This window comes from Serratia sp. CY33525 (assembly GCF_052169115.1).
GTDB classification, from domain to species: Bacteria; Pseudomonadota; Gammaproteobacteria; order Enterobacterales; family Enterobacteriaceae; genus Serratia; species Serratia sarumanii.
The window spans coordinates 1-23,259 of sequence record NZ_JBJNLK010000017.1 but is presented as its reverse complement, the minus strand read 5'-3'; the positions used below and the strand labels follow the sequence as shown (position 1 = coordinate 23,259).

Annotated in this window: 21 protein-coding genes; 10 read left to right on the top strand and 11 right to left on the bottom strand. The window is 59.1% G+C overall.

Annotated features, from left to right (window positions below):
• Positions 1-140: 140 nt before the first annotated feature.
• The 3 genes from ACJ8IM_RS24260 to ACJ8IM_RS24250 all read right to left on the bottom strand — a co-directional run bounded on the left by ACJ8IM_RS24260 (position 141) and on the right by ACJ8IM_RS24250 (position 2,328).
• Positions 141-389 (bottom strand): hypothetical protein, encoded by a 249-nt coding sequence (locus tag ACJ8IM_RS24260; protein ID WP_033648443.1) that lies wholly within the window; start codon positions 387-389, stop codon positions 141-143.
• 194 nt (positions 390-583) lie between these two features.
• Positions 584-1,621: a hypothetical protein gene (locus ACJ8IM_RS24255; protein WP_033653057.1), complete on the bottom strand. Its 1,038-nt coding sequence runs from the start codon at positions 1,619-1,621 to the stop codon at positions 584-586.
• A gap of 5 nt (positions 1,622-1,626) precedes the next feature.
• Positions 1,627-2,328, bottom strand: coding sequence for a hypothetical protein (locus ACJ8IM_RS24250; RefSeq protein ID WP_033653058.1), 702 nt, complete (start codon positions 2,326-2,328; stop codon positions 1,627-1,629).
• A 153-nt stretch (positions 2,329-2,481) separates the two neighbouring features.
• Here ACJ8IM_RS24250 and zntB point away from each other — a divergent pair, with 153 nt between their 5' ends.
• Positions 2,482-3,465: a zinc transporter ZntB gene (gene zntB / locus ACJ8IM_RS24245; RefSeq protein ID WP_033653059.1), complete on the top strand. Its 984-nt coding sequence runs from the start codon at positions 2,482-2,484 to the stop codon at positions 3,463-3,465.
• Between the two features lie 219 nt (positions 3,466-3,684).
• Here the strand turns inward: zntB and ACJ8IM_RS24240 are convergent, their stop codons facing one another.
• From ACJ8IM_RS24240 to nifJ, 3 genes are all read right to left on the bottom strand, one after another.
• Positions 3,685-4,083 (bottom strand): VOC family protein, encoded by a 399-nt coding sequence (locus tag ACJ8IM_RS24240; protein WP_033634674.1) that lies wholly within the window; start codon positions 4,081-4,083, stop codon positions 3,685-3,687.
• A gap of 146 nt (positions 4,084-4,229) precedes the next feature.
• Entirely contained in the window at positions 4,230-5,168 is a 939-nt protein-coding gene (ttcA, locus tag ACJ8IM_RS24235) for a tRNA 2-thiocytidine(32) synthetase TtcA (RefSeq protein WP_033634672.1), read from the bottom strand.
• Between the two features lie 225 nt (positions 5,169-5,393).
• Entirely contained in the window at positions 5,394-8,927 is a 3,534-nt protein-coding gene (gene nifJ / locus ACJ8IM_RS24230) for a pyruvate:ferredoxin (flavodoxin) oxidoreductase (RefSeq protein WP_308317391.1), read from the bottom strand.
• A gap of 238 nt (positions 8,928-9,165) precedes the next feature.
• Between nifJ and ssmE the strand changes: the two genes are divergently transcribed.
• Both ssmE and ACJ8IM_RS24220 read left to right on the top strand, forming a co-directional pair.
• A complete protein-coding gene (ssmE, locus tag ACJ8IM_RS24225; RefSeq protein ID WP_033634669.1) occupies positions 9,166-9,498 on the top strand; it encodes a multidrug efflux SMR transporter SsmE in 333 nt (110 codons plus the stop codon).
• Positions 9,499-9,997: 499 nt separating this feature from the next.
• Positions 9,998-10,252 carry a DUF333 domain-containing protein gene (locus tag ACJ8IM_RS24220; RefSeq protein ID WP_015377999.1) on the top strand — a complete coding sequence of 85 codons (255 nt, stop codon included), beginning with the start codon at positions 9,998-10,000 and terminating at the stop codon, positions 10,250-10,252.
• Between the two features lie 29 nt (positions 10,253-10,281).
• Here ACJ8IM_RS24220 and hslJ read toward each other — a convergent pair whose 3' ends face one another.
• The 3 genes from hslJ to ACJ8IM_RS24205 form a co-directional block, all read right to left on the bottom strand.
• Positions 10,282-10,710: a heat shock protein HslJ gene (hslJ, locus tag ACJ8IM_RS24215; RefSeq protein WP_033653061.1), complete on the bottom strand. Its 429-nt coding sequence runs from the start codon at positions 10,708-10,710 to the stop codon at positions 10,282-10,284.
• A gap of 47 nt (positions 10,711-10,757) precedes the next feature.
• Entirely contained in the window at positions 10,758-11,750 is a 993-nt protein-coding gene (locus tag ACJ8IM_RS24210; protein WP_016927571.1) for a 2-hydroxyacid dehydrogenase, read from the bottom strand.
• A 142-nt stretch (positions 11,751-11,892) separates the two neighbouring features.
• Positions 11,893-12,183: a putative quinol monooxygenase gene (locus ACJ8IM_RS24205; RefSeq protein WP_033648435.1), complete on the bottom strand. Its 291-nt coding sequence runs from the start codon at positions 12,181-12,183 to the stop codon at positions 11,893-11,895.
• Between the two features lie 139 nt (positions 12,184-12,322).
• Between ACJ8IM_RS24205 and ACJ8IM_RS24200 the strand changes: the two genes are divergently transcribed.
• The 5 genes from ACJ8IM_RS24200 to ACJ8IM_RS24180 all read left to right on the top strand — a co-directional run bounded on the left by ACJ8IM_RS24200 (position 12,323) and on the right by ACJ8IM_RS24180 (position 16,731).
• Complete coding sequence (locus ACJ8IM_RS24200; RefSeq protein ID WP_033653062.1) at positions 12,323-13,153, top strand: LysR family transcriptional regulator; 831 nt, start codon at positions 12,323-12,325, stop codon at positions 13,151-13,153.
• Positions 13,154-13,470: 317 nt separating this feature from the next.
• Positions 13,471-16,083: a YdbH family protein gene (locus tag ACJ8IM_RS24195; protein ID WP_033653063.1), complete on the top strand. Its 2,613-nt coding sequence runs from the start codon at positions 13,471-13,473 to the stop codon at positions 16,081-16,083.
• Positions 16,080-16,277, top strand: a complete 198-nt coding sequence (locus ACJ8IM_RS24190) for a YnbE family lipoprotein (protein ID WP_025302979.1) — start codon at positions 16,080-16,082, stop codon at positions 16,275-16,277. Before ACJ8IM_RS24195 ends, ACJ8IM_RS24190 begins: the two co-directional genes overlap by 4 nt.
• Positions 16,278-16,285: 8 nt before the next feature.
• Positions 16,286-16,609, top strand: a complete 324-nt coding sequence (locus tag ACJ8IM_RS24185) for a YdbL family protein (protein ID WP_033634662.1) — start codon at positions 16,286-16,288, stop codon at positions 16,607-16,609.
• Positions 16,594-16,731 (top strand): hypothetical protein, encoded by a 138-nt coding sequence (locus tag ACJ8IM_RS24180; protein WP_144337630.1) that lies wholly within the window; start codon positions 16,594-16,596, stop codon positions 16,729-16,731. Before ACJ8IM_RS24185 ends, ACJ8IM_RS24180 begins: the two co-directional genes overlap by 16 nt.
• Here the strand turns inward: ACJ8IM_RS24180 and azoR are convergent.
• Positions 16,728-17,333: an FMN-dependent NADH-azoreductase gene (gene azoR, locus ACJ8IM_RS24175; protein WP_033634661.1), complete on the bottom strand. Its 606-nt coding sequence runs from the start codon at positions 17,331-17,333 to the stop codon at positions 16,728-16,730. The genes ACJ8IM_RS24180 and azoR overlap by 4 nt on opposite strands.
• A gap of 269 nt (positions 17,334-17,602) precedes the next feature.
• Here azoR and hrpA point away from each other — a divergent pair, with 269 nt between their 5' ends.
• Entirely contained in the window at positions 17,603-21,490 is a 3,888-nt protein-coding gene (hrpA, locus tag ACJ8IM_RS24170; protein WP_072008384.1) for an ATP-dependent RNA helicase HrpA, read from the top strand.
• Positions 21,491-21,852: 362 nt separating this feature from the next.
• On the opposite strand, the gene ACJ8IM_RS24165 is transcribed toward hrpA, so the two are convergent.
• Entirely contained in the window at positions 21,853-22,476 is a 624-nt protein-coding gene (locus ACJ8IM_RS24165; protein WP_033653064.1) for a TetR/AcrR family transcriptional regulator, read from the bottom strand.
• Positions 22,477-22,719: 243 nt separating this feature from the next.
• On the opposite strand from ACJ8IM_RS24165, the gene ACJ8IM_RS24160 reads away from it, so the two are divergent.
• Positions 22,720-23,166 (top strand): DUF3313 domain-containing protein, encoded by a 447-nt coding sequence (locus tag ACJ8IM_RS24160; protein WP_442516253.1) that lies wholly within the window; start codon positions 22,720-22,722, stop codon positions 23,164-23,166.
• The last annotated feature ends 93 nt before the right edge of the window (positions 23,167-23,259 follow it).

Genomic DNA, 23,259 nt, shown 5'->3' with positions numbered 1-23,259 from the left:
CCCGTCTAATGCGGGGGCTTTATTTTTTTCGACGATGAAACTAAGAAGATAATTAATTATTCCACGCGATAAACCCCGTTTAATAATAAACAGGGTTACCATCATCACAGTATTTTCGCTATTTCAGAGAATGGTTACGCTTATAGACAGTCCCGCATGGCATCCACCACCACCCGGCCGTTCATGTCGGTTTGAGTGATGCGGTAACTGGTGGGGTACGAGCGTCGGGTGCTGAAACGATCGTGGACGGAGACCTTGCCAATCTGCAGGCCGGCGGCGTTTTTCACCACAAACTCACTGATCTCTTCCTGGCCCTGGTTTTGCAAATGGATATTGCTGATTTTTTCCAGCGTATCGCTGGCGTTTATTTTTAAATGGTCGCGTAACATAACTACCTCCTCGTAGTGAGAAAAGTATATGCCCCTAAAATTTGCGCTGAAACAGCTTTGTGTTGATTTATTATTATCATTTTGAATTAAAAATGATAGCAATATGTTAAGTCATAATAATAACGGCATTGCCAGCGCTTTATCGGCGATATTGCCTGATTTGTCGGCAAAGGTTTATTTCATTGCCGTTATTATTAGTCTGCATTAATGGGGAAAAGCGCCTGCCTGGCCGCCGGGGCGGAAAATACGCAGGCGACGTTGTGCCCGCAGCCGGGAACGATCGTTAACCGATGCGGCTTCTCCGCCGCCAGGTAACGCCGATCGTAGTCGGCGTAGGCCAGGGCGCGCTGCAATCGATAGGGACCCTGCAACTGGGCGGCGCAGGATTTGTCGAGTATCCGATAGTAAGCGCCCGGCGCGGCGCCGGTATCCTCGGCGGCGGCCAGATAGGTGATATCGGCGGCGGCGTAACGCCGGCGGGCCGCGTCGGCGGTGCGCTGCAGGTGAGCGGGAAACGCTTCCAGACCGTATTTCCATCGGTTGGCCTGCGGACAATGGCCGGCGTCCAGCGTTTGCCAGCGAAAACGGCAGGTTTCTTCACTGCTGCAGTTTCCCCAACTGGTGGGCAGAGGGCGCAGGCGATCAAAATAGAGCCAGCTGCCGGGATCTGCCACCACATAGCGCAGACGCACTCCGCGTGGCGGCTGGACAAAGCCGACATAATGCTGCACGAACTGGGCGCCGGCGGAAAAACCGGCCACGGTTATCGACTGCAGCGACGGCCAGCGCCGTTTCAGATCGGCCAGCAGGTTATCCATGGCGTTGAATGAGCCGGTCTTCCCGCCATTATCCAAATCGCCCTCGATCCAGGAGCCGCAGCGCCACAGGGCGTCGCCGTCTTGCGGCTGGGGCAGACCGGCGGAATGGCAGTGGGCGGCGAGTTTTACCGGTACCTGAAACAGCGGGGCGACCAGCAAGCTGCTGTCTCCCGCGTCCTGCGCGGCGTCGATCGCCGCTTGCAACGTCCTGGCGGCGTCGCGTGGATGGCCGTGCATCACCACCAGTGCGTTACGCGGCTGGGGGGATTGAGCGTGAGCGACAAAATAAGGCAGGGAACCGGCCGCCGTCGACGCGCGATAGGGCGTGGCGAGGCGCTCCAACACCGGCTCTGCACGAACCGATTGGCCGAACAGCAGCAGGGCGGCCATTGCGATGCACCGCAGGCGGCGCATTCTCGTCAGGCTCGGCGCAGCGCAGTGCGCATTTGTCTCAGGACTTCCCGGCATCGTTGTTCCTCACGCGCTCGTTGGTAGTAGCGATAAAAGGCGCGTTCCGAGCTGAGGTTACCCGCGCGTTCCAGCTGTCTGAAGGTCAGGTATGCCAGGCTGAACATGATGATAATAAATAATAAGCCGGGGAACAGCAGCGTCCAGCCGTCGGTAATACGCGCATCGGGCAGGTAAGTGAGCGAAGTGGGGGTGATCAATACCCCCAACCGCTGTAGCCCCCATTGCGCCAGCGCCGGGAGCAGCACCAGCAGCGTGACGAACAGCAGATACAGCAAAAAATGGCGACAGGAAAGCAGGAAACGTTTGAAGGCGTTATTGGCGTTTGGCCGCAAAACGAAACCGTCGGGCGCAGTGCGCAGGATCTGCTGTCGGCCTGCGGTGAAGCGATAGCGCTCCAGCGCGGCTACGCTGTCCGGTAGCGCCAATAACAGCCGTAACGCCGTCAGCCCGATGGTTTTACTCCCCATATAGTCCCTAAACAGCAGCAGGTTAATGCGTTCGCCTTGCGCCGTCTCGACGGATTGGAGCAGCTTGAGCAGCTTGTCGTGATTTTCCCGCCGGATGCGGAAGGGCGTTTTGACGAGGGCAAAAAATATCGCGCCGAAGGCGCCTACGGTGGGTACGACGATGTCCAAAAATGGTTTTAGCATGGCAATCTCCTGCGATCCTCAGTTCGTTCCTTGCGGCTGAGTATAGATCACGACCGAGGGCGGTTCTGAAAACTGGCGTTACAGCTTGGCCTTTGATCTCCAAGGCGTTAACGCTAGACTCAGCAACATAAGCAAGACTGAGGGGATAAATGAATGGATGTGATTGAGGGGAGCGAGCTGCAGATCGCCGATGCGGTTTACGCCTACCAGCTGGACGGCAAGGGCGGCGTCACGCCGATCGAGCAGGGTGACAAGATCACCTGCGACGCGCCGTGCTGGCTGCATCTTGATTACGCGCACCCGGCCAGCGCCGAATGGCTGAGCACCACGCCGCTGCTGCCGGACTCGGTGCGCGAAGCGCTCTCCGGCGAAAGCTCACGGCCGCGCGTCAGCCGCCAGGGCGAAGGCACCATGATCACCCTGCGCAGCATCAACTTCAACGCCAATTCCCGGCCGGACCAGCTGGTCACCATTCGCGTGTACATCACCGATAAACTGATTGTCTCTACCCGACACCGCAAGGTGTATTCCATCGATCAGGTGGTGAACGATCTGCAAAGCGGCGCCGGGCCGACCAACAGCGGCAGCTGGCTGGTGGAAATTTCCGATGCGTTGACCGATCACACCAGCGAATTTATCGAGGATCTGCACGACAAGATCATCGATCTGGAGGACGCCTTGTTGGAGCAGCAGGTGCCGGAGCGCGGCCAGCTGGCGTTGATCCGTAAACAGCTGATCGTGCTGCGCCGCTATATGGCACCGCAGCGCGACGTCTTCGCGCGGCTGGCCAGCGACCGCCTGCCGTGGATGAGCGACGACGATCGCCGCCGCATGCAGGACATCGCCGATCGCCTGGGGCGGGGATTGGACGATCTGGACGGCAGCATCGCGCGCACCGCCATCTTGTCCGACGAAATCACCACGGTGATGGCCGATGCGATGAACCGCCGTACTTACACCATGTCATTGTTGGCGATGGTATTTCTGCCTACCACCTTCCTGACCGGGCTGTTCGGGGTCAACCTTGGCGGCATTCCGGGCGGCGGCAATCCTCTCGGTTTTGCGGCGTTTTGCCTCATGCTGGGCGGGTTGGTGCTTGGCGTCGCCTGGTGGCTGAAGCGCAGCCGCTGGCTGTAGGCAAAAATGACGAAAACCCGGTTAACATTGAGCAATATCAACATTTAGCCGGGGGAAATGGGGCATGATCTCTCTCGCAGGTGAATGCAACGTCAAGCGATGGGCGTTGCGCTCCATAATTGTCTTACTTTCTTATTTTTGAATTACTGCATAGCACATTTGATTCGTACAATGCCGGTTTAATCACCGGCATTTTTTTATTCGGCTTTCCTCTTTTCTTCAGGCCGCGCTTTCATCCCAGAAGCTGGCTTCAATCTTGTGCCCATCCAAATCACGGACAAAGCAGCCGTAGTAAGCCTCGCCGTAGTGCGGCCGCGAACCGGGTGCGCCTTCATCGGCGGCGCCGGCCAGCAGCGCCTGGCGATGGAATTCATCCACCTGTTGCTTGCTGGTGGCGAAAAAACCGACGTGCGTGCCGTTGCCGGGCGAGGCCGGCCGGCCGTCGATCGGCACCTGCAGCCAAAACTCCGGATAGTCGCGGCCGTAACCGATGGCGCCGGGATGCTCCAGCACGCGTCGGCAACCCAAGGCGGCCAGCGTGCGATCGTAAAAGGCGGCGGCGGCCTCGAAATCGTTGGAGCCCAGCGAGACGTGGGACAGGCAGGGGGTGATATTCATTGCGCGATCTCCATATGACTGTATAAATAAACAGTATAGGGTAAAAACGGCACCGCCCAGTAAATTTTGCGCAAACTGTGAACAGGATCGAGATCGTCGAGAGAGGGGAATGCCGCCGCTTGCAGAGGGCAAGCGGCGAGAGGGGCTTATTTGATTTCCAGCACGTTCAAACGCTCTGGCGCAGGCACCGCGTCGTCCGAATCTTCCGGCTGCCAACCGACGGGCTGCATCGGGATGTCTTCGCGATCGAAGGCCAAATCGCCGCCGTCCACCACGGCGCTACCGTGGTGAATGCCTTTGAAATCGAACAGATTGATGTCGCTCAGGTGCGAAGGCACCACGTTTTGCATGGCGCTGAACATGGTTTCCAACCGGCCAGGGTAACGCTTGTCCCAGTCGCGCAGCATATCGCCGATCACCTGGCGCTGCAGGTTAGGCTGCGAGCCGCACAGGTTGCATGGGATGATTGGGAATTCCTTGGCGATTGAGAAACGCTCGATGTCTTTCTCGCGGCAGTAGGCCAGCGGGCGAATGACCACGTGCTTGCCGTCGTCGCTCATCAGCTTGGGCGGCATGCCTTTCATCTTGCCGCCGTAGAACATGTTGAGGAATAGCGTTTGCAGAATGTCGTCGCGGTGGTGGCCCAGCGCGATCTTGGTGGCGCCCAGTTCGGTGGCGGTGCGGTACAAAATGCCGCGGCGCAGGCGCGAGCACAGTGAACAGGTGGTTTTGCCTTCCGGGATCTTGTCTTTAACGATGCTGTAGGTGTTCTCTTCGACGATCTTGTACTCCACCCCCAGGCTTTCCAGGTAGGCGGGCAGAATATGCTCCGGGAAGCCGGGCTGCTTCTGATCGAGGTTCACCGCCACCAGGGAGAAGTTGACCGGCGCGCTCTGCTGCAGATTGCGCAGGATCTCCAGCATGGTGTAGCTGTCTTTACCGCCGGACAGGCAGACCATGATGCGGTCGCCTTCTTCAATCATATTGAAATCGGCGATCGCTTCGCCCACGTTGCGGCGCAGGCGCTTTTGCAATTTGTTGAGGTTGTACTGCTCTTTTTGGCTAACGGATTGCTTTTCTGACATTTAAATCGTGCTCATTCTCAATGGGGGGCACTAGGGGCATGGCGTTGTAGCCGCGAGTTTACCATTCAACCGGCCGCTTTTGATCATTATTCATCATCCTGCTGCCACGCGCCCGACGCGAGGCCTGTATGGTACGGATTGCGCGCAGGAATGCCAGCGGGTTTTTGCTGCGGTTGACGCCGGCGGTAAAAGAACAGGGCGCGAATCGCTCGCGCCCTGATGGCGTTACTCTGCGGCGGATTTTTCCGCCTTGCCGGCCAGCAGGCTGAGGAAATCGTATTTCTCCTGCAGCTCTTTCTCGGCGGCCTGATACAGCGCGCTGGCCACTTCCGGTTGCTGCGCGTTCAGGCGGCGGAAACGCTGTTCTTTCAGCAGCGTTTCCGACAGGCTGCTGTTCGGCGGCCGCGAATCCAGCGCCAATGCGGCCTTGCCCTCGGCGCTGCGGCGCGGATCGAAGCGGTACAGCGGCCAGAAGCCGGTGGCGGTCAGCTGTTTCATCTGATCGTGGCTGAGCGCCAGATCGTAGCCGTGCTCTTCGCACGGGCTGTAGGCGATGATCAGCGACGGCCCCGGATAGGCCTCGGCCTCCTGAATCGCTTTCACCGTTTGGTTGAGCTGCGCCCCCAGCGAGATCTGCGCCACGTAGACATGGCCGTACATCATCATGCTGACGCCCAAATCCTTGCGCGCCTTGCGCTTGCCGTGTTCGCCGAACTTGGTCACCGCGCCGAGCGGCGTGGCCTTCGACTGCTGGCCGCCGGTGTTCGAGTAGCACTGGGTGTCGAGCACCAGCACGTTGACGTTCTCCGTCAGGCTGAGGACGTGATCCAAACCGCCGAAGCCGATGTCGTAGGCCCAGCCGTCACCGCCGATCAGCCAGATGGATTTATCCACCAGGTAGTCGGCGCCGGCCGCCAGCTGGCGCGCGTCTTCGCCTTCTAGATTGGCCAACAGCGTGCGCAGTTCGGCGATCTGCTTACGGCGCGGCTCCGGCGCCACGTCGCCCATCTGCAGGGCATTGACCAACCGCTCCGGCAGCTGCGGCGCCAGAGCATTCAGCAGGCGCAGCACTCGCGCGCGATGTTGATCGACCGTTAAACGGAAGCCCAGGCCGAATTCGGCGTTGTCTTCGAACAGCGAGTTGGCCCACGCCGGGCCGCGCCCTTCGGCGTTGGTGGTGTACGGCGTGGTCGGCAGGTTGCCGCCGTAGATCGACGAGCAGCCGGTGGCGTTGGCGATCAGCAAGCGGTCGCCATAGAGCTGGGTCAACAGCTTGATGTACGGCGTTTCGCCGCAGCCGGAGCAGGCGCCGGAGTACTCGAACAGCGGCGTGATCAGCTGCGAAGTGCGAATGTCGATGCGCTCCAGCTGCGCCGGATCGATTTCCGGCAGCTGCAGGAAGAAGTCGTAGTTGTCTTTCTCCGCCGTCAGATTATCGAGGCGCGAAGCCATGTTGATGGCCTTGATCTCCGGGTTCTGGCGATCTTTCGCCGGGCAGACCTCGACGCACAGGTTACAGCCGGTGCAATCCTCCGGCGCTACCTGCAGCACGTATTTCTGGCCGCGCATATCGCGCGCTTTGACATCCAGCGACTGCAGGGAGGCGGGGGCGTGCTCCATCTCCGCCGGCTGAACCACCTTGGCGCGAATGGCGGAGTGCGGGCAGGCGGCGACGCAGTGGTTGCACTGGGTACACAGGTCGGGCTGCCAGATCGGGATCGCTTCGGCGATGTTGCGCTTTTCCCATTGGGTGGTGCCCACCGGCCAGGTGCCGTCCGGTGGGAAGGCGGAAACCGGCAGCGCATCGCCCAGCCCGGCCAGCATCGCGGCGGTGACGGTTTTGACGAAGTCCGGCGCGGCGTCCGAGACCACCGGCGGGCGCATCGGGCTGCTGGCGTCGACCGGCTGCAGCGGGATCTCGGTCAGCGCGGCGCGGGTGGCGCCCAGCGCCTGCCAGTTGCGCTCGACGATCTCTTGGCCCTTGCTGCTGTAGCTGCGGGCGATGGCGTCCTGCAGTTGTTGCAGCGCCACGTCGCTCGGCAGGATCTGCGTCAGGTGGAAGAACGCCATCTGCATCACGGTGTTGATGCGCGCGCCGAGCCGGCATTCGCGCGCCAGCTTGGCGGCGTTGATGATATAGAATCGCGCCTGGCGTTGGTGCAACAGCGCCTGAACCTCCTGCGGCAGGCGCGACCAGACCTCGTCGGCGCCGTAAGGGGTATTGAGCAGGAAGGTGCCGCCGGGCTTCAGGCGTTCGACCATTTGGTACTTATCGATAAACTGCAGCTGGTGGCAGCCGATGAAGTCCGCGTGGCTGACCAGGTAGGCCGAGTTGATCGGCTGTTCGCTGACGCGCAGGTGCGACACCGTCAGGCCGCCGGCCTTTTTGGAGTCGTAGACGAAATAGCCCTGGGCATACAGCGGCGTGGCGTTGCCGATGATCTTGATGTTGTTCTTGGTGGCCGAGACCGAGCCGTCGCTGCCCAAACCGTAGAACAGCGCTTCCAGCGAGGCGCGCTGCGGCAGGATTTCGTCGCTCAGCGGCAGCGAAAGCCCGGTGACATCATCGAAGATGCCGACGGTAAAGCGCGGGCGCGGCTGCGGCTGGGCCAGCTCGCGGAACACCGCCAGCGCGCAGTTGGGGCCGAACTCTTTCGACGACAGGCCGTAACGGCCGCCGATCACCCGCGGCAGCGTGGCGCGCTCACCCCGGCTGTAGGCTTCCGCCAGCGCGGTCATCACGTCCAGATACAGCGGCTCGGCCAGCGCGCCCGGTTCTTTGGTGCGATCGAGCACCGCGACGCTGCGCACGCTGTCCGGCAGCGCGTCGAGCAGGTATTTGGCGGAGAACGGCCGGAACAGCCGGACTTTCAGCACGCCGACTTTCTCGCCGCGGGCCAGCAGGGTGTCGATCACCTCTTCGCAGGTGCCGGCGGCGGAGCCCATCACCACCACCACGCGTTCGGCCTGCGGGTGGCCGTAATAGTCGAACGGCCGATAGTGGCGGCCGGTGAGGGCGGCGAAGGCTTCCATGGCGTCGATCACGTGCTGGCCGGTGGCGTCATACCACGGGTTGGTGGCTTCGCGCGACTGGAAATAGGTGTCCGGGTTGGCGGAAGTGCCGCGCACCACCGGATGATCCGGCGACAGCGCCCGGCTGCGGTGAGCGTCGATCGCCGCCTGCGGCAGCATTTGCCGCAGCGTATCGTCGCTGAGCGGTACGATCTTGTTGATTTCGTGCGAGGTGCGGAAGCCGTCGAAGAAATGGATAAACGGCACGCGCGCGTTGAGGGTGGCGGTCTGCGAGATCAGCGCGAAGTCCTGCGCCTCCTGCACGCTGCCGGCGCACAGCATGGCGCAGCCGGTCTGGCGCACCGCCATCACGTCCGAGTGGTCACCGAAGATGGACAGCGCGTGCGTGGCTACGGTGCGCGCGGCCACGTGCAGCACAAACGGCGTCAGCTCGCCGGCCAGTTTGTACAGCGTCGGGATCATCAACAGCAGACCCTGCGATGAGGTGAACGAGGTCGACAGCGCGCCGGTTTGCAAGGCGCCGTGCACGGTGGCGATAGCGCCGCCTTCCGACTGCATTTCCACTACCCGGGGAATATCGCCCCAGATGTTTTGCCGGCCATCACCGGACCAGGCATCCGCCTGCTCCGCCATGGTGGAACTCGGCGTGATAGGGTAGATGGCAATCATTTCGTTGGTGCGATAGGCCACGGAAGCGACTGCATTATTACCATCTGTAGTTATCATCGGCGTTACCTTTTCATTGCTCTCAAAGCCGCGAAAGCGCACTTTCGCAGTAATGGAAAAAAGTCTAACAGAGGGTTTGAACGCGGCTTTATCGTGTTTGTGTGGCGGGTGACAAATCGTCAAAGGCCTATTTCCTCGTCGATTGGGGGTCGGCGGCAATAAATTGTTTTCACCGTTTAAAGACAATTTATTTCCGGCACGTCATAATTGCGCATCGGCAAACTGACAGAAGAAAATCATGAGCGCATTTATGTATTTGACGATGGCGATAGTCGCGGAAGTGATCGCCACCACCATGTTGAAAGCTTCCGAGGGCTTTACCCGCCTGTGGCCGTCGCTGCTGGTGGTGCTGGGCTACGGCGTGGCATTTTGGGGGCTGTCGATGGTGGTCAAGAGTATGCCGCTGGGCATCGTGTATGCGATTTGGTCAGGCATGGGGATCGTGCTGGTGTCGGTCGCCGCGGTATTTGTTTATCAGCAAAAATTGGATTGGCCGGCGATCGTCGGCATGGGATTAATTATTGCCGGCGTGCTGGTGATTAATTTACTGTCGAAAGCCACGGTGCACTGAGTGTTATTTTAATGTGAAAAAAGGCCGGCGCGACAGCAAGTCGCGCCGGTTGAAGAATTCAGCCATCATTCACTGAAAATAGTGGAATGCTAATTACTTAGCGCCGCCAGCATAGACGCAAATATCGTCCTCTCCGGTAGCAAAAAATGCGCCGTTTCACTGAAAGCACGCGAAGATAATGAATAGCGATATCGCCGGAAAAACTTCCTGGTCGGCAGCGGTGACGTTATCACTTTCTGCGTGCGGCCGAAGCCTGGCAGCGGGTGGCGCCGTCACGTTTGGCACCGCGCGCCGGTGCGGAAATATTCTGCAAACAAAATAAATGTCCGGCCGACGCAAAAAAACGACAAATAATGGCTGGAATATATTTTCATTATTTATATATCGAGCTAGATTAAACAAGTTTGCATCAAAGATAGCGAAACGTGTCCGCCAAGTGACGCGCGTTATCAGCAATGGCGATTTTACACAGCGCAGTTCCGGGTTCAGGAGTGGGATAATGACGACATCAAAATGGCTGCTTGCCAGCGCCGTGCTGCTTTTAGCCGCCTGCAGCAGCAATAACGAAGAACCAGTACAGCAGGGCAACAGTGCCAGAATCAATACGTTGCAGACCAGCGCCGGTTGCGCGGCGGTCGGCGGCGTCACCACCATCGCGCACAACCTGAACGGTGAAGCGCTGCGCATGTGCCAAATGCCGAACGGCAAGCAGTGCGAAGAACGCACGCTGGGCCTGGGCAGCTGCGCCGGGTAAGCCCGCGGCGCCAGGCCTGGCGCGCAGGATCAATACACCCAATCGCGCAGGGTATAGATAAGCGTGTGGCCGCTGCCGTTGAGCGTCAGCTGCTGGGCGTTTAGCGTCACTTCGGCGCCGTTTTCCAGCACGGTGCCGATCACTCGATCCCAGCGGTTGCGCTGTTCATCAGGGCACAGCCTGCGCGTCGTCGCCAGCGGTTTCACCGTCAGCACGCCGTCGCGTAATTGCCCCTGGCCGAAGAAGCGGTTGCACATCGCGCCGGAGACATGCAGGTTCTCGCCGAACTCCAGATTGAGCAGGCCGCCGCCCGCCGGTGGCTTCGCCGTTTCGCCATCCACGCTCTGCAACACGAAGTTGTGATGCAGCAGATCGCCTGGCGTGACGGCCGTATGTGGTTTCATGCTGCACCCCGCTAAAGCCAGCGCCGCAAGGGCGGCTACCGTGGTTTTTCTCATCGCGTTCTCTCAAATAAACAGGGCGCCGGGGCGCCCCGAGGTGACGCTCAGGCGTTCAACTGGTTCGGGCAGGCTTCGCCGCGATCCAACTGGCTGATGTTCTGCAGCGTGGTTTGCGAAATGCTGGTCAGCGCCTCTTCGGTCAGGAAGGCCTGATGGCCGGTAAACAGCACGTTGTGGCAGGCCGAGAGGCGGCGGAACACGTCGTCCTGAATCACGTCGTTAGACTTGTCTTCGAAGAACAGATCGCGTTCGTTCTCGTAAACGTCCATTCCCAGCGCGCCGATTTTCTGCTGCTTCAGCGCGTCGATGGCGGCGGTGGAGTCGATCAGCGCGCCGCGGCTGGTGTTGATCACCATCACGCCGTTTTTCATCATCGCGAAGGCGTCGGCATTCAGCAGATGGTGGTTTTCCGGCGTCAGCGGGCAGTGCAGGGTGATCACGTCGGACTGCGCGTACAGCGTTTTCAGGTCGACATACTCCGCGCCCAGTTCCAGCGCCTGTTCGCTCGGGAACGGATCGTAAGCCAGCAGCTTCATACCGAAGCCTTTCAGAATGCGCATCGTCGCCACGCCGATTTTACCGGTGCCGATCACGCCGGCGGTGCGGTTGTGCATGTTAAAGCCGATCAGCCCTTCCAGCGAGAAATTGGCGTCGCGGGTGCGTTGATAGGCGCGGTGAATACGGCGGTTCAGGCACATCATCATGCCTACCGCGTGCTCCGCCACGGCTTCCGGTGAGTAGGCCGGCACGCGCACCACCTTGATGCCCAGTTCTTTGGCGGCGTCCAGATCGACATTATTGAAACCGGCGCAGCGCAGGGCGAGAATTTCGACGCCCAGCGCCGCCAGTTCTTCGAGCACTTCACGGCTGCCGTCGTCGTTGACGAAGATACACACCGCCTTGCAACCGGCGGCCGTTTTGGCGGTTTTTTTGCTGAGTAAAAAGTCGAAGAATTCCAGCTCATAGCCAAACTGCTGATTCACCAGTTCGAGATATTTACGGTCATACTGTTTGGTACTGTATATCGCCAATTTCATCGTGGTTTCTCCACCGTGATTTTGTGATCAATTTAACAGATTTTAGTAAATTCGACAATTGGTTAGCAGTTTGTCCCGCGCGGGGCTTGTTCTATCAGACAGGGGAGTGAAACCGGCCCGCCTTGGGCCGGTTCACGCGGTTTTAACGAGCGATTTCCGTGTAATGATGCTCATCGTAATCATGGGTCAAATAACTGTTAACGACATCGTTAAAGGCGATCCAATGAGGCGTTTTCTGGTGTGCTGAAAGCGCCGCCTTATCGTCCCAGTTTTCGATCAGCGCGTAGCTGTTCTCATCGCTCTGGCATTGCCAAAGCTGGTAAAAAGAGCAGCCGGTTTCTTTATTGGATTCCTGCACCATGGTGTTGAGCAGACTCAGAAACGCTTGCCGCTTGGCCGGATTGACCTGAAAAAAGACGTTGAGCGTAATCATGATTGATTTCCTCGGTCGGTAATGAAACTGGATATCTCCAGGGGCAGCATTGTGCTGACAGCGAGGATTTTACGGACTTGATGGCTGACTAAAAGTGAAATAAAGTTCGTGAATCGTTCACTATTGGTGAAGGCTTAAGATGTTTAAACGTGCCCAGTTAGCCACCTTTTGCATGGTGGTGGAGTCGGAGAGTCTCACGGCCGCGGCGGAGCGGCTGTTTTGCGTGCCCTCTAACGTGACCAAGAAATTAAAAGAGCTGGAAATGGCGTGCGGCGTCACGCTGTTCGAGCGTGAGCGCAATCGGTTGTCGCTCACGCCGGAAGGCCGGGCGCTTTACCATAAGGCCAAGCGCTTTTTGGCTATCGAAGAGCGGGCGCGAGCGCAGTTTGAACAGGATCCGGTGCAGGGCGAACTGAGGCTTGGCGCGCTGGATATCGCGTTGAGTCATCATTTGCCGCAAAAGTTGGCCCATTACCGTGCGCAAAATCGCCGCGTTCAGCTGAGTGTGGTGCAGGGATATTCGCTGGATCTGGAGTTTCAGCTGCAAAAAGGGGCGCTGGACGTGGTGTTTTCAGATGGGCCGATCGAACATCCGCAGATGCAGAGCCGGCGTGCTTTCCAGGAGCGTTTGGTCTTCATTGGCGGGGCATGTCGGCCGGCGTTGTTGGCAAAAAGCGATCTCTATGTTTATTCGCGGCAATGCCACTATCGCCATCTGGTGGACGCCTGGCTGCAGAAGCAGCAAGTCATCCCCGCCGCGCTGTTGGAGGTGGAATGCTACGACGTGATATTTGCCTGCGTAACAGCGGGATTAGGCTATGCGTTTGTGCCCGAAAGCCTGGCGCGGCAGCGAAAGGTTGCATACATAGAATGCGGGAATGAAATGCGCAGCGATATTTATGCTATCTGGCGTAAAGCGAGCGACAGCCGCATATTGCACGATTTTATTGACGCCGTGATTCGGCATTAAGGCAAAAAAATCCCCACGGGGGTGTGGGGAATGGCTTCTCTAGTACACAGTTAGCTAGCAGCTGAACTTTTATTAGAATGGTTGCAAGACTATTAATCATCAATGGCAACGACAATAACAAAAGTCTGAAAACTGTCCTGTTTATGTGATGCATATGTAACGAAAATCTACAACTCCGCACACGTTTGCGCCAAAAAGGTGCAAATCGCCGCTGCGACCCCGCTCAGCTTCACCCTATGTCAAATTCATGCCATCATTATTGTCAATTCAGGCATAGACTTAACCAATGCCTAACTCAGGAACGAAGCAACCATTTAATGACCAGGCGATTAAAAGTATTCATAGGGACGGTGGCGGGCTGCGCAATTCTGGTGCTGGCGTTGTGGCAAACTTTGCCGCGCTGGCTGCCGGGCGTGTTATCGCATTGGTTGCCGGCGGGAAGCCGCCTGGAGTTGCAGGGCAAATTGCACTGGCGCCAGGGCGGCCTGGCGCTGGCGGGGGCGCGTTTCACCGCGCAAGATTGCCTGCTGGCCAACGTCGGGCCGACGCGGTTGGCTTACCGCCAGGGCCGCTGGCAGCTGTCGAGCGATAAGGTCAGCGTCGATAGCGCCTGTTTGTCAAAACTGCCGGGCGGCGATGCCAACAGCGCGCCGCTGGCGCTCGATCAGCTGCAGCAACAGCTGCCGCCGCTGGACCTCACCATTAATGACCTGACGCTGGTTCCCTGGCAGCGTTATGCCGGCAAGCTGCAGCTTTCCTCCGGCCCTGACGGGCAACGCCTGCATTATCAGGGGCCGAATCTCAGCGCCGAGGCGCAGCTGGATGAAAAACAGCAGCTGACGTTGCAGAGCCTGACCGTCGTCCCGCCCAACAGCGCGCAACCGCTGCGTCTCGCCGGCAAGATAACCATTCCGCTGGATCTGGCCAGCCTGCCGACGCAGGGCGCGCTGCAGGGGGAAATGCAGACCGCCTATCTGGAAAAACCGGTATTGCTGGACATGCGCTGGCAACAGCGGCAGGGCGTGTTGACGGTAAGCGAAAAAGGTGACGATCGGCCGCTGGCGGTGCTGCCGTGGGAAGTCGCGCCGCAGCGGGTCAGTATCAGGCAGGGCGAGTGGCGTTGGCCGTACAGCGGGCAGCCGTTGAACGGCGGCCTGAGCGTTGCGCTGCACGACTGGAGCAAAGGGTGGGATGAAACGGAGATCAGCGCGCGGCTGAACGTGATCACCGCCGGCCACAACGGCAAGGGCAATGCGGTGCTCACCCTCGGTCCGGGCAAGGTAGGGTTGACCGACAGCGATCTGCGCTTCCAATTGACCGGTCAGGCCAATCTGGCCGACTTCTCCGCCACCGCGTCGATTCCGGGCGTGATCGGCGGCAGCATTCTCAACCCGACGCTGGTGCTGCAGCCGGGGTCGCTGTTGCGCCTGTGGGGCAAGGTGACGCCGGAAATGACGCTGGAAGAGGCGCGTTTGCCGCTGGCGGGCGTGAAGGTGACTGCCGCCGGTATCACCGGCCGCCTGCAGGCGATTCTGAACGCCAGCGACAGCTATTGGGGGCGCTTCAAGCTGCACCTGGACGGCCAGGCGCAGGATTTCTGGCCGGACAAGGGCGACTGGCAGTGGCGTTACTGGGGCAACGGCCGGTTGCCGCCGCTGCAGGCCGCCTGGGACGTCGCCGGCAGCGGGCGCTGGCAGGACAGCGAGCTGGTGCTCGACAAGCTCTCCACCGGTTTCGATAAATTGAAGTATGGTTTGGTGACGGTCGCTGCGCCGCGCCTGAGCCTCAACCGGCCGCTGCGCTGGCGGCGTGATGAACAAAGCCCGCAGTTCAACGGCGAGTTGCAACTGGCGGCGGATAAGGTCAGCTTCAGCGACGGCGGCCATCTGCCGGCGCCGGTGCTGGCGCTGCAGGTGAACGGCCTTTCGCCGGACAGTTTCCAGCTGCAGGGCAAACTGCAGGCACAGCAGATCGGGCCGATCGCGCTGCGCGGCCGTTGGGACGGCGAACGCCTGCGCGGTGAAGCCTGGTGGCCGAAACAGTCGCTGAAGGTCTTCCAGCCGCTGCTCGCGCCGGAGCTCAATCTCACGCTGCGCGACGGCGAGTTTTATGCGCAGTCGGCGTTTTCCGCCGCTCGCGAGCAGGGCTTCGAAGCCGGCGGCCACTGGGTGGTGAAAAACGGCGGCATGTGGCTGAAAGACGGCGAAATGAGCGGCCTGGACTTTATCCTGTCGTACCGGTTCAAGCAGCATCAGTGGCTGCTGGGGGCCAAACAGCCGGTGTCGCTGCGCATCAAGTCTTTCAGCAACCTGTTCGAGATGCAGAACATTTCCGCCGATCTGCAGGGCACCTATCCTTATAGCGAAGGGCAGCCGCTGACGTTGAGCAACGTCGGCGTGGACATGCTCAACGGGCATATCAGCCTGTCGGCGCTGCGGTTGCCGCAGCATGACGCCGCGGTGCTGAAGTTGGACAAGGTCGATCTCAGCGCGCTGTTTACCGCCCTGAAGCCGAAGCAGTTCGCCATGTCCGGCCGGGTCGACGGTGAGCTGCCGCTGTTCCTGAACCACCCGAAATGGCTGGTGCAAAACGGCTGGATCGCCAACGCCGGCACCCTGACGCTGCGGCTGGACAAAGACATGGCCGACGCCATCGGCAGCAACAACCTGGCGACCGGCGCGGCGATCGACTGGCTGCGCTACATGGAAATCAACCGTTCGCACGCCCGGGTCGATCTCGACAACCTGGGCGAACTGACGCTGAGCGCGCGTATCGACGGCATCAACCCGCAGAAGAACGCCAAGCGCGAGGTGATCCTGAACTATCGGCATCAGGAAAACGTGTTTCAGCTGTGGCGCAGTTTGCGCTTCGGCGACAATTTACAGGAGTGGCTGGAGCAGGCCCTCTCACAACCTGGGGAGCAACAATGAAAATCATGAGTGTGTCGACGCTGGCAGCGGTGCTGTGCGTTTCGCTGCTGAGCGGCTGCGTGCCGCGCATCGAGGTGGCGACGCCGAAGGATCCGATCACCATCAATATGAACGTCAAGATCGAGCATGAAATTCATATCAAGGTGGATAAGGACGTCGAAAACCTGCTGAAAACCCAAAGCGGTCTGTTCTAGGAGCCGACATGAAAAAACGTTATTTGTGGCTGGCCGGCGCCGCCTGGTTGTTCAGCGGCGTGGCGATGGCGTTGACGCTGGATGAGGCGAAGCAGCAAGGGCGGGTGGGCGAAACCCTGAGCGGCTATATCGCCCCGGTGAAGCAGGACGCGGAAACGCTGGCGCTGGTGAAGCGCATCAACGCCGGCCGCGCCGAGAAGTATCAGGAAGTGGCGGACGGCAACCATATCGCCGTCGACGAAGTGGCGCGCATGGCCGGGCAGAAGCTGGTGACGCGGGCGCAGAGCGGCGAGTATGTGCGCGGCATCAACGGCCAGTGGCTGAAGAAATAAAAAAAGCGCGCCGTCTGGCGCGCCAAGAGATACGGATAGATGATTATTATGAGGGTAGTGCAGGTTTGACAGGATGTGCGTCTTGTCCGGCAGGGGCGCGGCGCCCCTGCGCAGGATCTTAGGCAGACACCACCTGAGACAGGGCCGCCTTGGCGTCTTCCTGTGCTTTGGTCGCCACTTCCGGGCCGTAGGCGATGCCTTCCGCGAAGACGAACTCCACGTCGGTGATGCCGATGAAGCCCAGGAACAGACGCAGGTAAGGTTCCACCAGGTCGGTCGGGGTGCCTTTATGAATGCCGCCGCGGCTGGTCAGGATCACCGCGCGTTTGTTTTTCACCAGGCCTTCCGGACCGTTTTCGGTGTAACGGAAGGTCACGCCGGCGCGGGCAACCAGGTCGAAATAGTTTTTCAGCTGGGTCGGGATGTTGAAGTTGTACATCGGCGCGGCAATCACGATGACGTCATTGGCCTGCAGCTCGGCGATCAGCTCGTCCGACAGGGCCAGCGCTTCTTGTTGACGCGGGGTCAACGGAGCATCGGAAGGACGCAACGCGCCGACCAGTTCACCGTCCAGCACCGGGATGGGCTGTGCGGCCAGATCGCGCACGGTGATGGTGTCGCCGCTGTGGGCGTTGCTCCATTGCTCTACGAAGAAATCGGCCAGTTGGTTAGACTGAGAGTAGGTCGCCAGGATGCTTGATTTCAGAACCAATACGTTGCTCATCGATAATTCCTTACGTTGTGACAGTGACATCAGGACTCAGCGTCCCTTGCATGGAGTACATGCTATTCACATTCCTCCAACAGTGATAGCGCAATATTTCGAGATCTTCGTTCGATTTTATTGAATGACATGGCGAGGCTTTACTCGTGGAAGTAGGGGGAGAAAGCCGTTTGTGATAGGCTGTGCGGCTAAAGCAAAAAAATCGCTAAAAAAACATCAAACCGTTGCCAAGCCTGGCCTTGGCGGCGAAGAAACAAGGAACACCGAACGTGAAATCTCCGCTCGAGGCACTGCCGGCCCAACTGGGTGAGCTGATGCTCCGCGATCAACAACGTCTGCGTCGTCGCCTGCAGGGCGCACGAAAAATCAAAAATCCCGATGCCCAGTTGGCGGTGGCCGCCGAAGTAGAAAGCGACATCGCGGCGGCGCGGCAAAAAGTGCAGGCGCGCGCCGCGTCTTGCCCGCGCATTACCTATCCGGAAAGCCTGCCGGTCAGCCAAAAAAAACAGGACATATTAAACGCCGTCCGCGATCACCAGGTGGTGATTGTCGCCGGGGAGACCGGCTCGGGGAAAACCACCCAGCTGCCGAAGATCTGCCTGGAACTGGGGCGCGGGGTGAAAGGGCTGATCGGCCATACCCAGCCGCGCCGCCTGGCGGCCCGCACCGTCGCCAACCGCATCGCCGACGAGCTGGAAACCCCGCTCGGCGGCAGCGTCGGCTACAAGGTGCGCTTCAACGATCAGGTGGGAGAAAATACCCTGGTCAAGCTGATGACCGACGGTATCTTGCTGGCGGAAATTCAGCAGGACCGCCTGCTGATGCAGTACGACACGCTGATCATCGATGAAGCGCACGAGCGCAGCCTCAACATCGACTTTATTCTCGGCTACCTGCGCGAACTGCTGCCGAAGCGCCCGGATCTCAAGGTGATCATCACCTCGGCGACCATCGATCCGCAGCGCTTCTCGCGCCATTTCAACAATGCGCCAATCATCGAGGTTTCCGGCCGCACCTACCCGGTGGAGGTGCGCTACCGCCCGGTGGTCGACGACGGCGACGATACCGATCGCGACCAGCTGCAGGCGATTTTCGATGCGGTGGACGAGCTTGGCCGCGAAGGGCCGGGCGACATTCTGATCTTCATGAGTGGCGAGCGCGAGATCCGCGATACCGCCGACGCCCTGAACCGCCTCAATCTGCCGCACACCGAGGTGCTGCCGCTGTATGCACGCCTGTCGAACAGCGAGCAGAACCGGGTGTTCCAGTCGCACCACGGCCGCCGCATCGTGCTGGCCACCAACGTGGCGGAAACCTCGCTGACGGTGCCGGGCATCAAGTACGTCATCGATCCGGGCACCGCGCGCATCAGCCGCTACAGTTTCCGCACCAAGGTGCAGCGCCTGCCGATCGAACCGGTGTCGCAGGCCTCTGCCAACCAGCGTAAAGGGCGCTGCGGCCGCGTGTCGGAAGGGGTGTGCATCCGTCTGTACTCCGAGCAGGATTTCCTGTCGCGGCCGGCGTTTACCGATCCGGAAATTCTGCGCACCAACCTGGCTTCGGTCATTCTGCAGATGACCTCGCTGGGGCTGGGCGACATCGCCGCGTTTCCGTTCGTCGAGGCGCCGGACAAGCGCAACATTCAGGATGGCGTGCGCCTGCTGGAAGAGCTGGGGGCGATCGCCACCGCCGACAACGGCCACTATCAGCTGACGCCGCAGGGCCGCCAGCTGGCGCAGTTGCCGATCGACCCGCGTCTGGCGCGCATGGTGCTGGAAGCGCAGAAGAGCGGCAGCGTGCGCGAGGTGATGATCATCACCGCCGCGCTGTCGATTCAGGATCCGCGTGAGCGCCCGATGGACAAGCAGCAGGCCTCGGATGAAAAACACCGCCGCTTCGCCGACAAGGACTCGGACTTCCTGGCGTTCGTCAACCTGTGGGATTATCTGCAGGAGCAGCAAAAGGCGAACTCCTCCAGCCAGTTCCGCCGGCTATGCCGCAACGATTTCCTCAACTACCTGCGGGTGCGCGAGTGGCAGGATATCTACACCCAGCTGCGCCAGGTGGTGAAAGAGCTGGGGCTGCCGATCAACAGCACGCCTTCCGACTACCGCAGCGTGCACACCGCGCTGCTGACCGGCCTGCTGTCGCACATTGGCCAGAAGGATGCGGACAAGCAGGAATACACCGGCGCGCGCAACGCCCGCTTCTCCATCTTCCCCGGCTCCGGCCTGTTCAAGAAGCCGCCGAAGTGGATCATGGTGGCCGAGCTGGTGGAAACCAGCCGCCTGTGGGGGCGCATCGCTGCGCGCATCGAACCGGAATGGATCGAGCCGCTGGCTCAGCACCTGGTGAAACACAGCTACAGCGAACCGCACTGGTCGAAGTCGCAGGGGGCGGTGATGGCCAGCGAAAAGGTCACGCTGTTCGGCCTGCCGATCGTCGCGGCGCGCCAGGTCAACTACGGCTCCATCGATCCGCTGCTGTGCCGCGAGCTGTTTATCCGCCATGCGCTGGTGGAGGGCGACTGGCAGACGCGCCACGCCTTCTTCCGCGACAACCAAAAGCTGCGCGCCGAAGTGGAGGAGCTGGAGCATAAATCACGCCGCCGCGACATTCTGGTGGATGACGAAACGCTGTTCGGCTTCTACGATCGCCGTCTCCCCAACGACGTGGTTTCCGGCCGTCATTTCGACAGCTGGTGGAAGAGCGCGGCCAAACAGCAGCCGGATCTGCTGAACTTCGAAAAAGAGATGCTGATTAAGGACGGCGCCAACAAGATCAGCGCGCTCGATTACCCGAACTTTTGGCATCAGGGCAACCTCAAGCTGCGGCTGAGCTACCAGTTTGAACCGGGCACCGACGCCGACGGCGTGACGGTGCACATTCCGCTGCCGATCCTCAACCAGGTGGAGGAGCAGGGCTTCGAATGGCAGATCCCCGGCATCCGCCGCGAGCTGGTGATTGCGCTGATCAAATCGTTGCCGAAACCGGTGCGCCGCAACTTCGTGCCGGCGCCGAACTACGCCGAGGCGTTCCTTGGCCGCGTCACTGCGCTGGAATTGCCGCTGCTGGACGCGCTGGAGCGCGAGCTGCGGCGCATGACTGGCGTGACCGTGTCACGTGATGACTGGCAATGGGATCAGGTACCCGATCACCTGAAGATGACCTTCCGCGTGGTGGGCGAGAAAAATCAGACGCTGCGCGAAGGCAAAGACCTGGCCGCGTTGCGCCTGCAGCTGAAAGAGAAGGTGCAGGAGACGCTGTCGGCGGTGGCCGACGATGGGCTGGAGCAGAGCAATCTGCATGTCTGGAGCTTTGGCCAACTGCCGGCGTTTTACGAGCAGAAGCGCGGCGGCTATTCGATGAAGGCTTACCCGGCGTTGGTGGATGAAAAGGACAGCGTGGCGATCCGCCTGTTCGACAGCGAAAGCGAGCAGCAACAGGCGATGTGGCAGGGCACGCGCCGCCTGCTGTTGCTGAATATTCCTTCGCCGATCAAATACCTGCATGAAAAGCTGCCGAACAAGGCCAAGCTGGGGCTCTACTTCAACCCGTACGGCAAGGTGCTGGAGCTGATCGACGACTGCATTTCGTGCGGCATCGACAAGCTGATCGCCGAACACGGCGGCCCGGTCTGGCAAGAAGAAGGCTTTGCGCGCCTGCAGGAGCAGATCCGCGCCGAGCTGAACGACACGGTCGTCGAGGTGGCCAGGCAGGTTGAGCAGATCCTGACGGCGGTCTTCAACATCAACAAACGGCTGAAAGGCCGGGTGGACATGTCCTTGGCGCTGGCGTTGTCGGACATCAAAACCCAGCTTGGCGGCCTGGTCTACCGCGGTTTCGTCACTGGCAACGGCTGGAAACGCCTGCCGGACACACTGCGCTACCTGCAGGCGATCGAACGCCGATTGGAAAAACTGGCCATCGATCCGCATCGCGATCGCGCGCAGATGCTGCGGGTGGAGCAGGTGCAGCAGGCCTGGCAGCAGTGGCTGAACAAGCTGCCGCCCAAGCGGCAGCAGGAGGAAGAGGTGAAAGCGGTGCGCTGGATGATCGAAGAGCTGCGCGTCAGCCTGTTCGCGCAGCAGCTGGGCACGCCGTACCCGATCTCCGACAAGCGCATTCTGCAAACTATCGAGCAGCTTTCGGGCTAAGTTCGGGTGCGCCGGCCGGCGTCGAACGACAGACAGCACAACTGGCCGGGCAGAAGGTTTTGGGCCGCCGGGCGAGAGGGGGCACCGTGGAGGCATTCCCCTGGCATATTTCTGCCAGGGGGCGTTTGCCTGTCCAGGCTCGGCTCCGATGGCATGAAAGGCGAGCCGAACCCTCTTCGAGTGCGCTGGAGGCTGTATTACTGAGAGAACGGGGATGTTTCAGGTGCATGTTTGTCTCAAAGTCTGTTTCGAAAACCTTGAATACCAGATGCGTGACTACACTGAATTTAATGATTCAGCGTGATTTCAAACGAATCGTTAAAAGAAAAAATAAGGGATGCCTGAGGTACAGAGGCCTTTTTTCAGCCATTATCTCTGAATGCCGCTCCATTTAAAAACATGTGAACTGCATGGCAAACCATTTCCTGAATTTGCGGTGTACTTAGCGGGGTTAATTGGCGCTGGTACACACGCATATCAACCTCTGCGGTTAATAGCGACAAAAATTGTAAAGCTCTAAGGTGCGGATCTGCCAAATGCAGTTCCTTACGCTCCATCGCTATCGCCATGAGTTCCGAGAGTTTTGTTACACTTTCTCGTATTCCTGCATCATAAAATAGAGTGCCGATATCAGAATTACCAGACTCGGCAACCACCATCCGATAAACGGCGATTGCGCTATTATCGTTGGCAACAACCTGCAGCTTTCGCTCGGCAAAACGCATCAAAGTCTGTTCCAGCGTGAAAGTTTGCGCATCAATCATCAGTCCCTCAGCGGCTTCTGTGAGGTGCTGAGTTGCATGCTCACGAACAACGGCGACAAATAGCGCCTCTTTAGAAGGGAAATAACGGTAAAGAGTCGCTTTCGATCCGCCAATCCGCTTGACCAGTTCATTCATTGACGCTCGTTCATAGCCCATTTCTTGAAAAAGCAATGCCGCTTCTTCGACGATAGCGTCTCGGCGTGCTTTAGTACGTACTTTCATTAGCATTCCTTACCGTTAAAGCAATGGTTACATGACAAGACGCTTTTTCTTGACACGCGATGAAACTGTGATAAAAGTGTACCAGGTGGTACTGTTTTGGTGTTTTTATGATCGCTCTTGGTTGTGTACACCACCATCCACCTAAAGAAAAAGTCTTGTTAAGCACCATATTTCGGTTGTTTTTCTGGGGAAAAACAATCAGTTAAAATCAGTATCGATGATATCTCTGGTCGGGAGCCTTAAATGTCTAATTATATCAACGCTTTTCTCTTGGTTGTTGCGGTACCTACCGTTATTTTGGCCGGATGTTCGGCAAAACCACCGGTACGGTATGCTAGCATTGATTCATCATCATTGCTCACTCCTAACACTGATGATAAATCCAACCGTATTCCTTACCGCTATGCCCCGCCAGTGGACTGGAGTAAATACACCAATATCATTATCGAACCGGTCGTTATTTATAAAGGTGGGGATCACCAGTTTGGCGATCTCTTGCCGGAAGAGCGCAAGTTATTGGCGGATTATATGTATAACAAATTCAGCGAAAGTTTGCGTCCACACTTCCGAGAAGTCAGCACACCAATTTCCGGTACTATCCGATTAAAACTGACGTTAACAGGTGCTGATACGACGACGTCTTTTATCGGCACTATCACTAAGTTAGGGAAGGTGCGAACAAGTCCCTGATATGAGATCATGTTTGTCATCTGGAGCCATGGAACAGGGTTCATCATGAGTCATCAACTTACCTTCGCCGACAGTGAATTCAGCAGTAAGCGC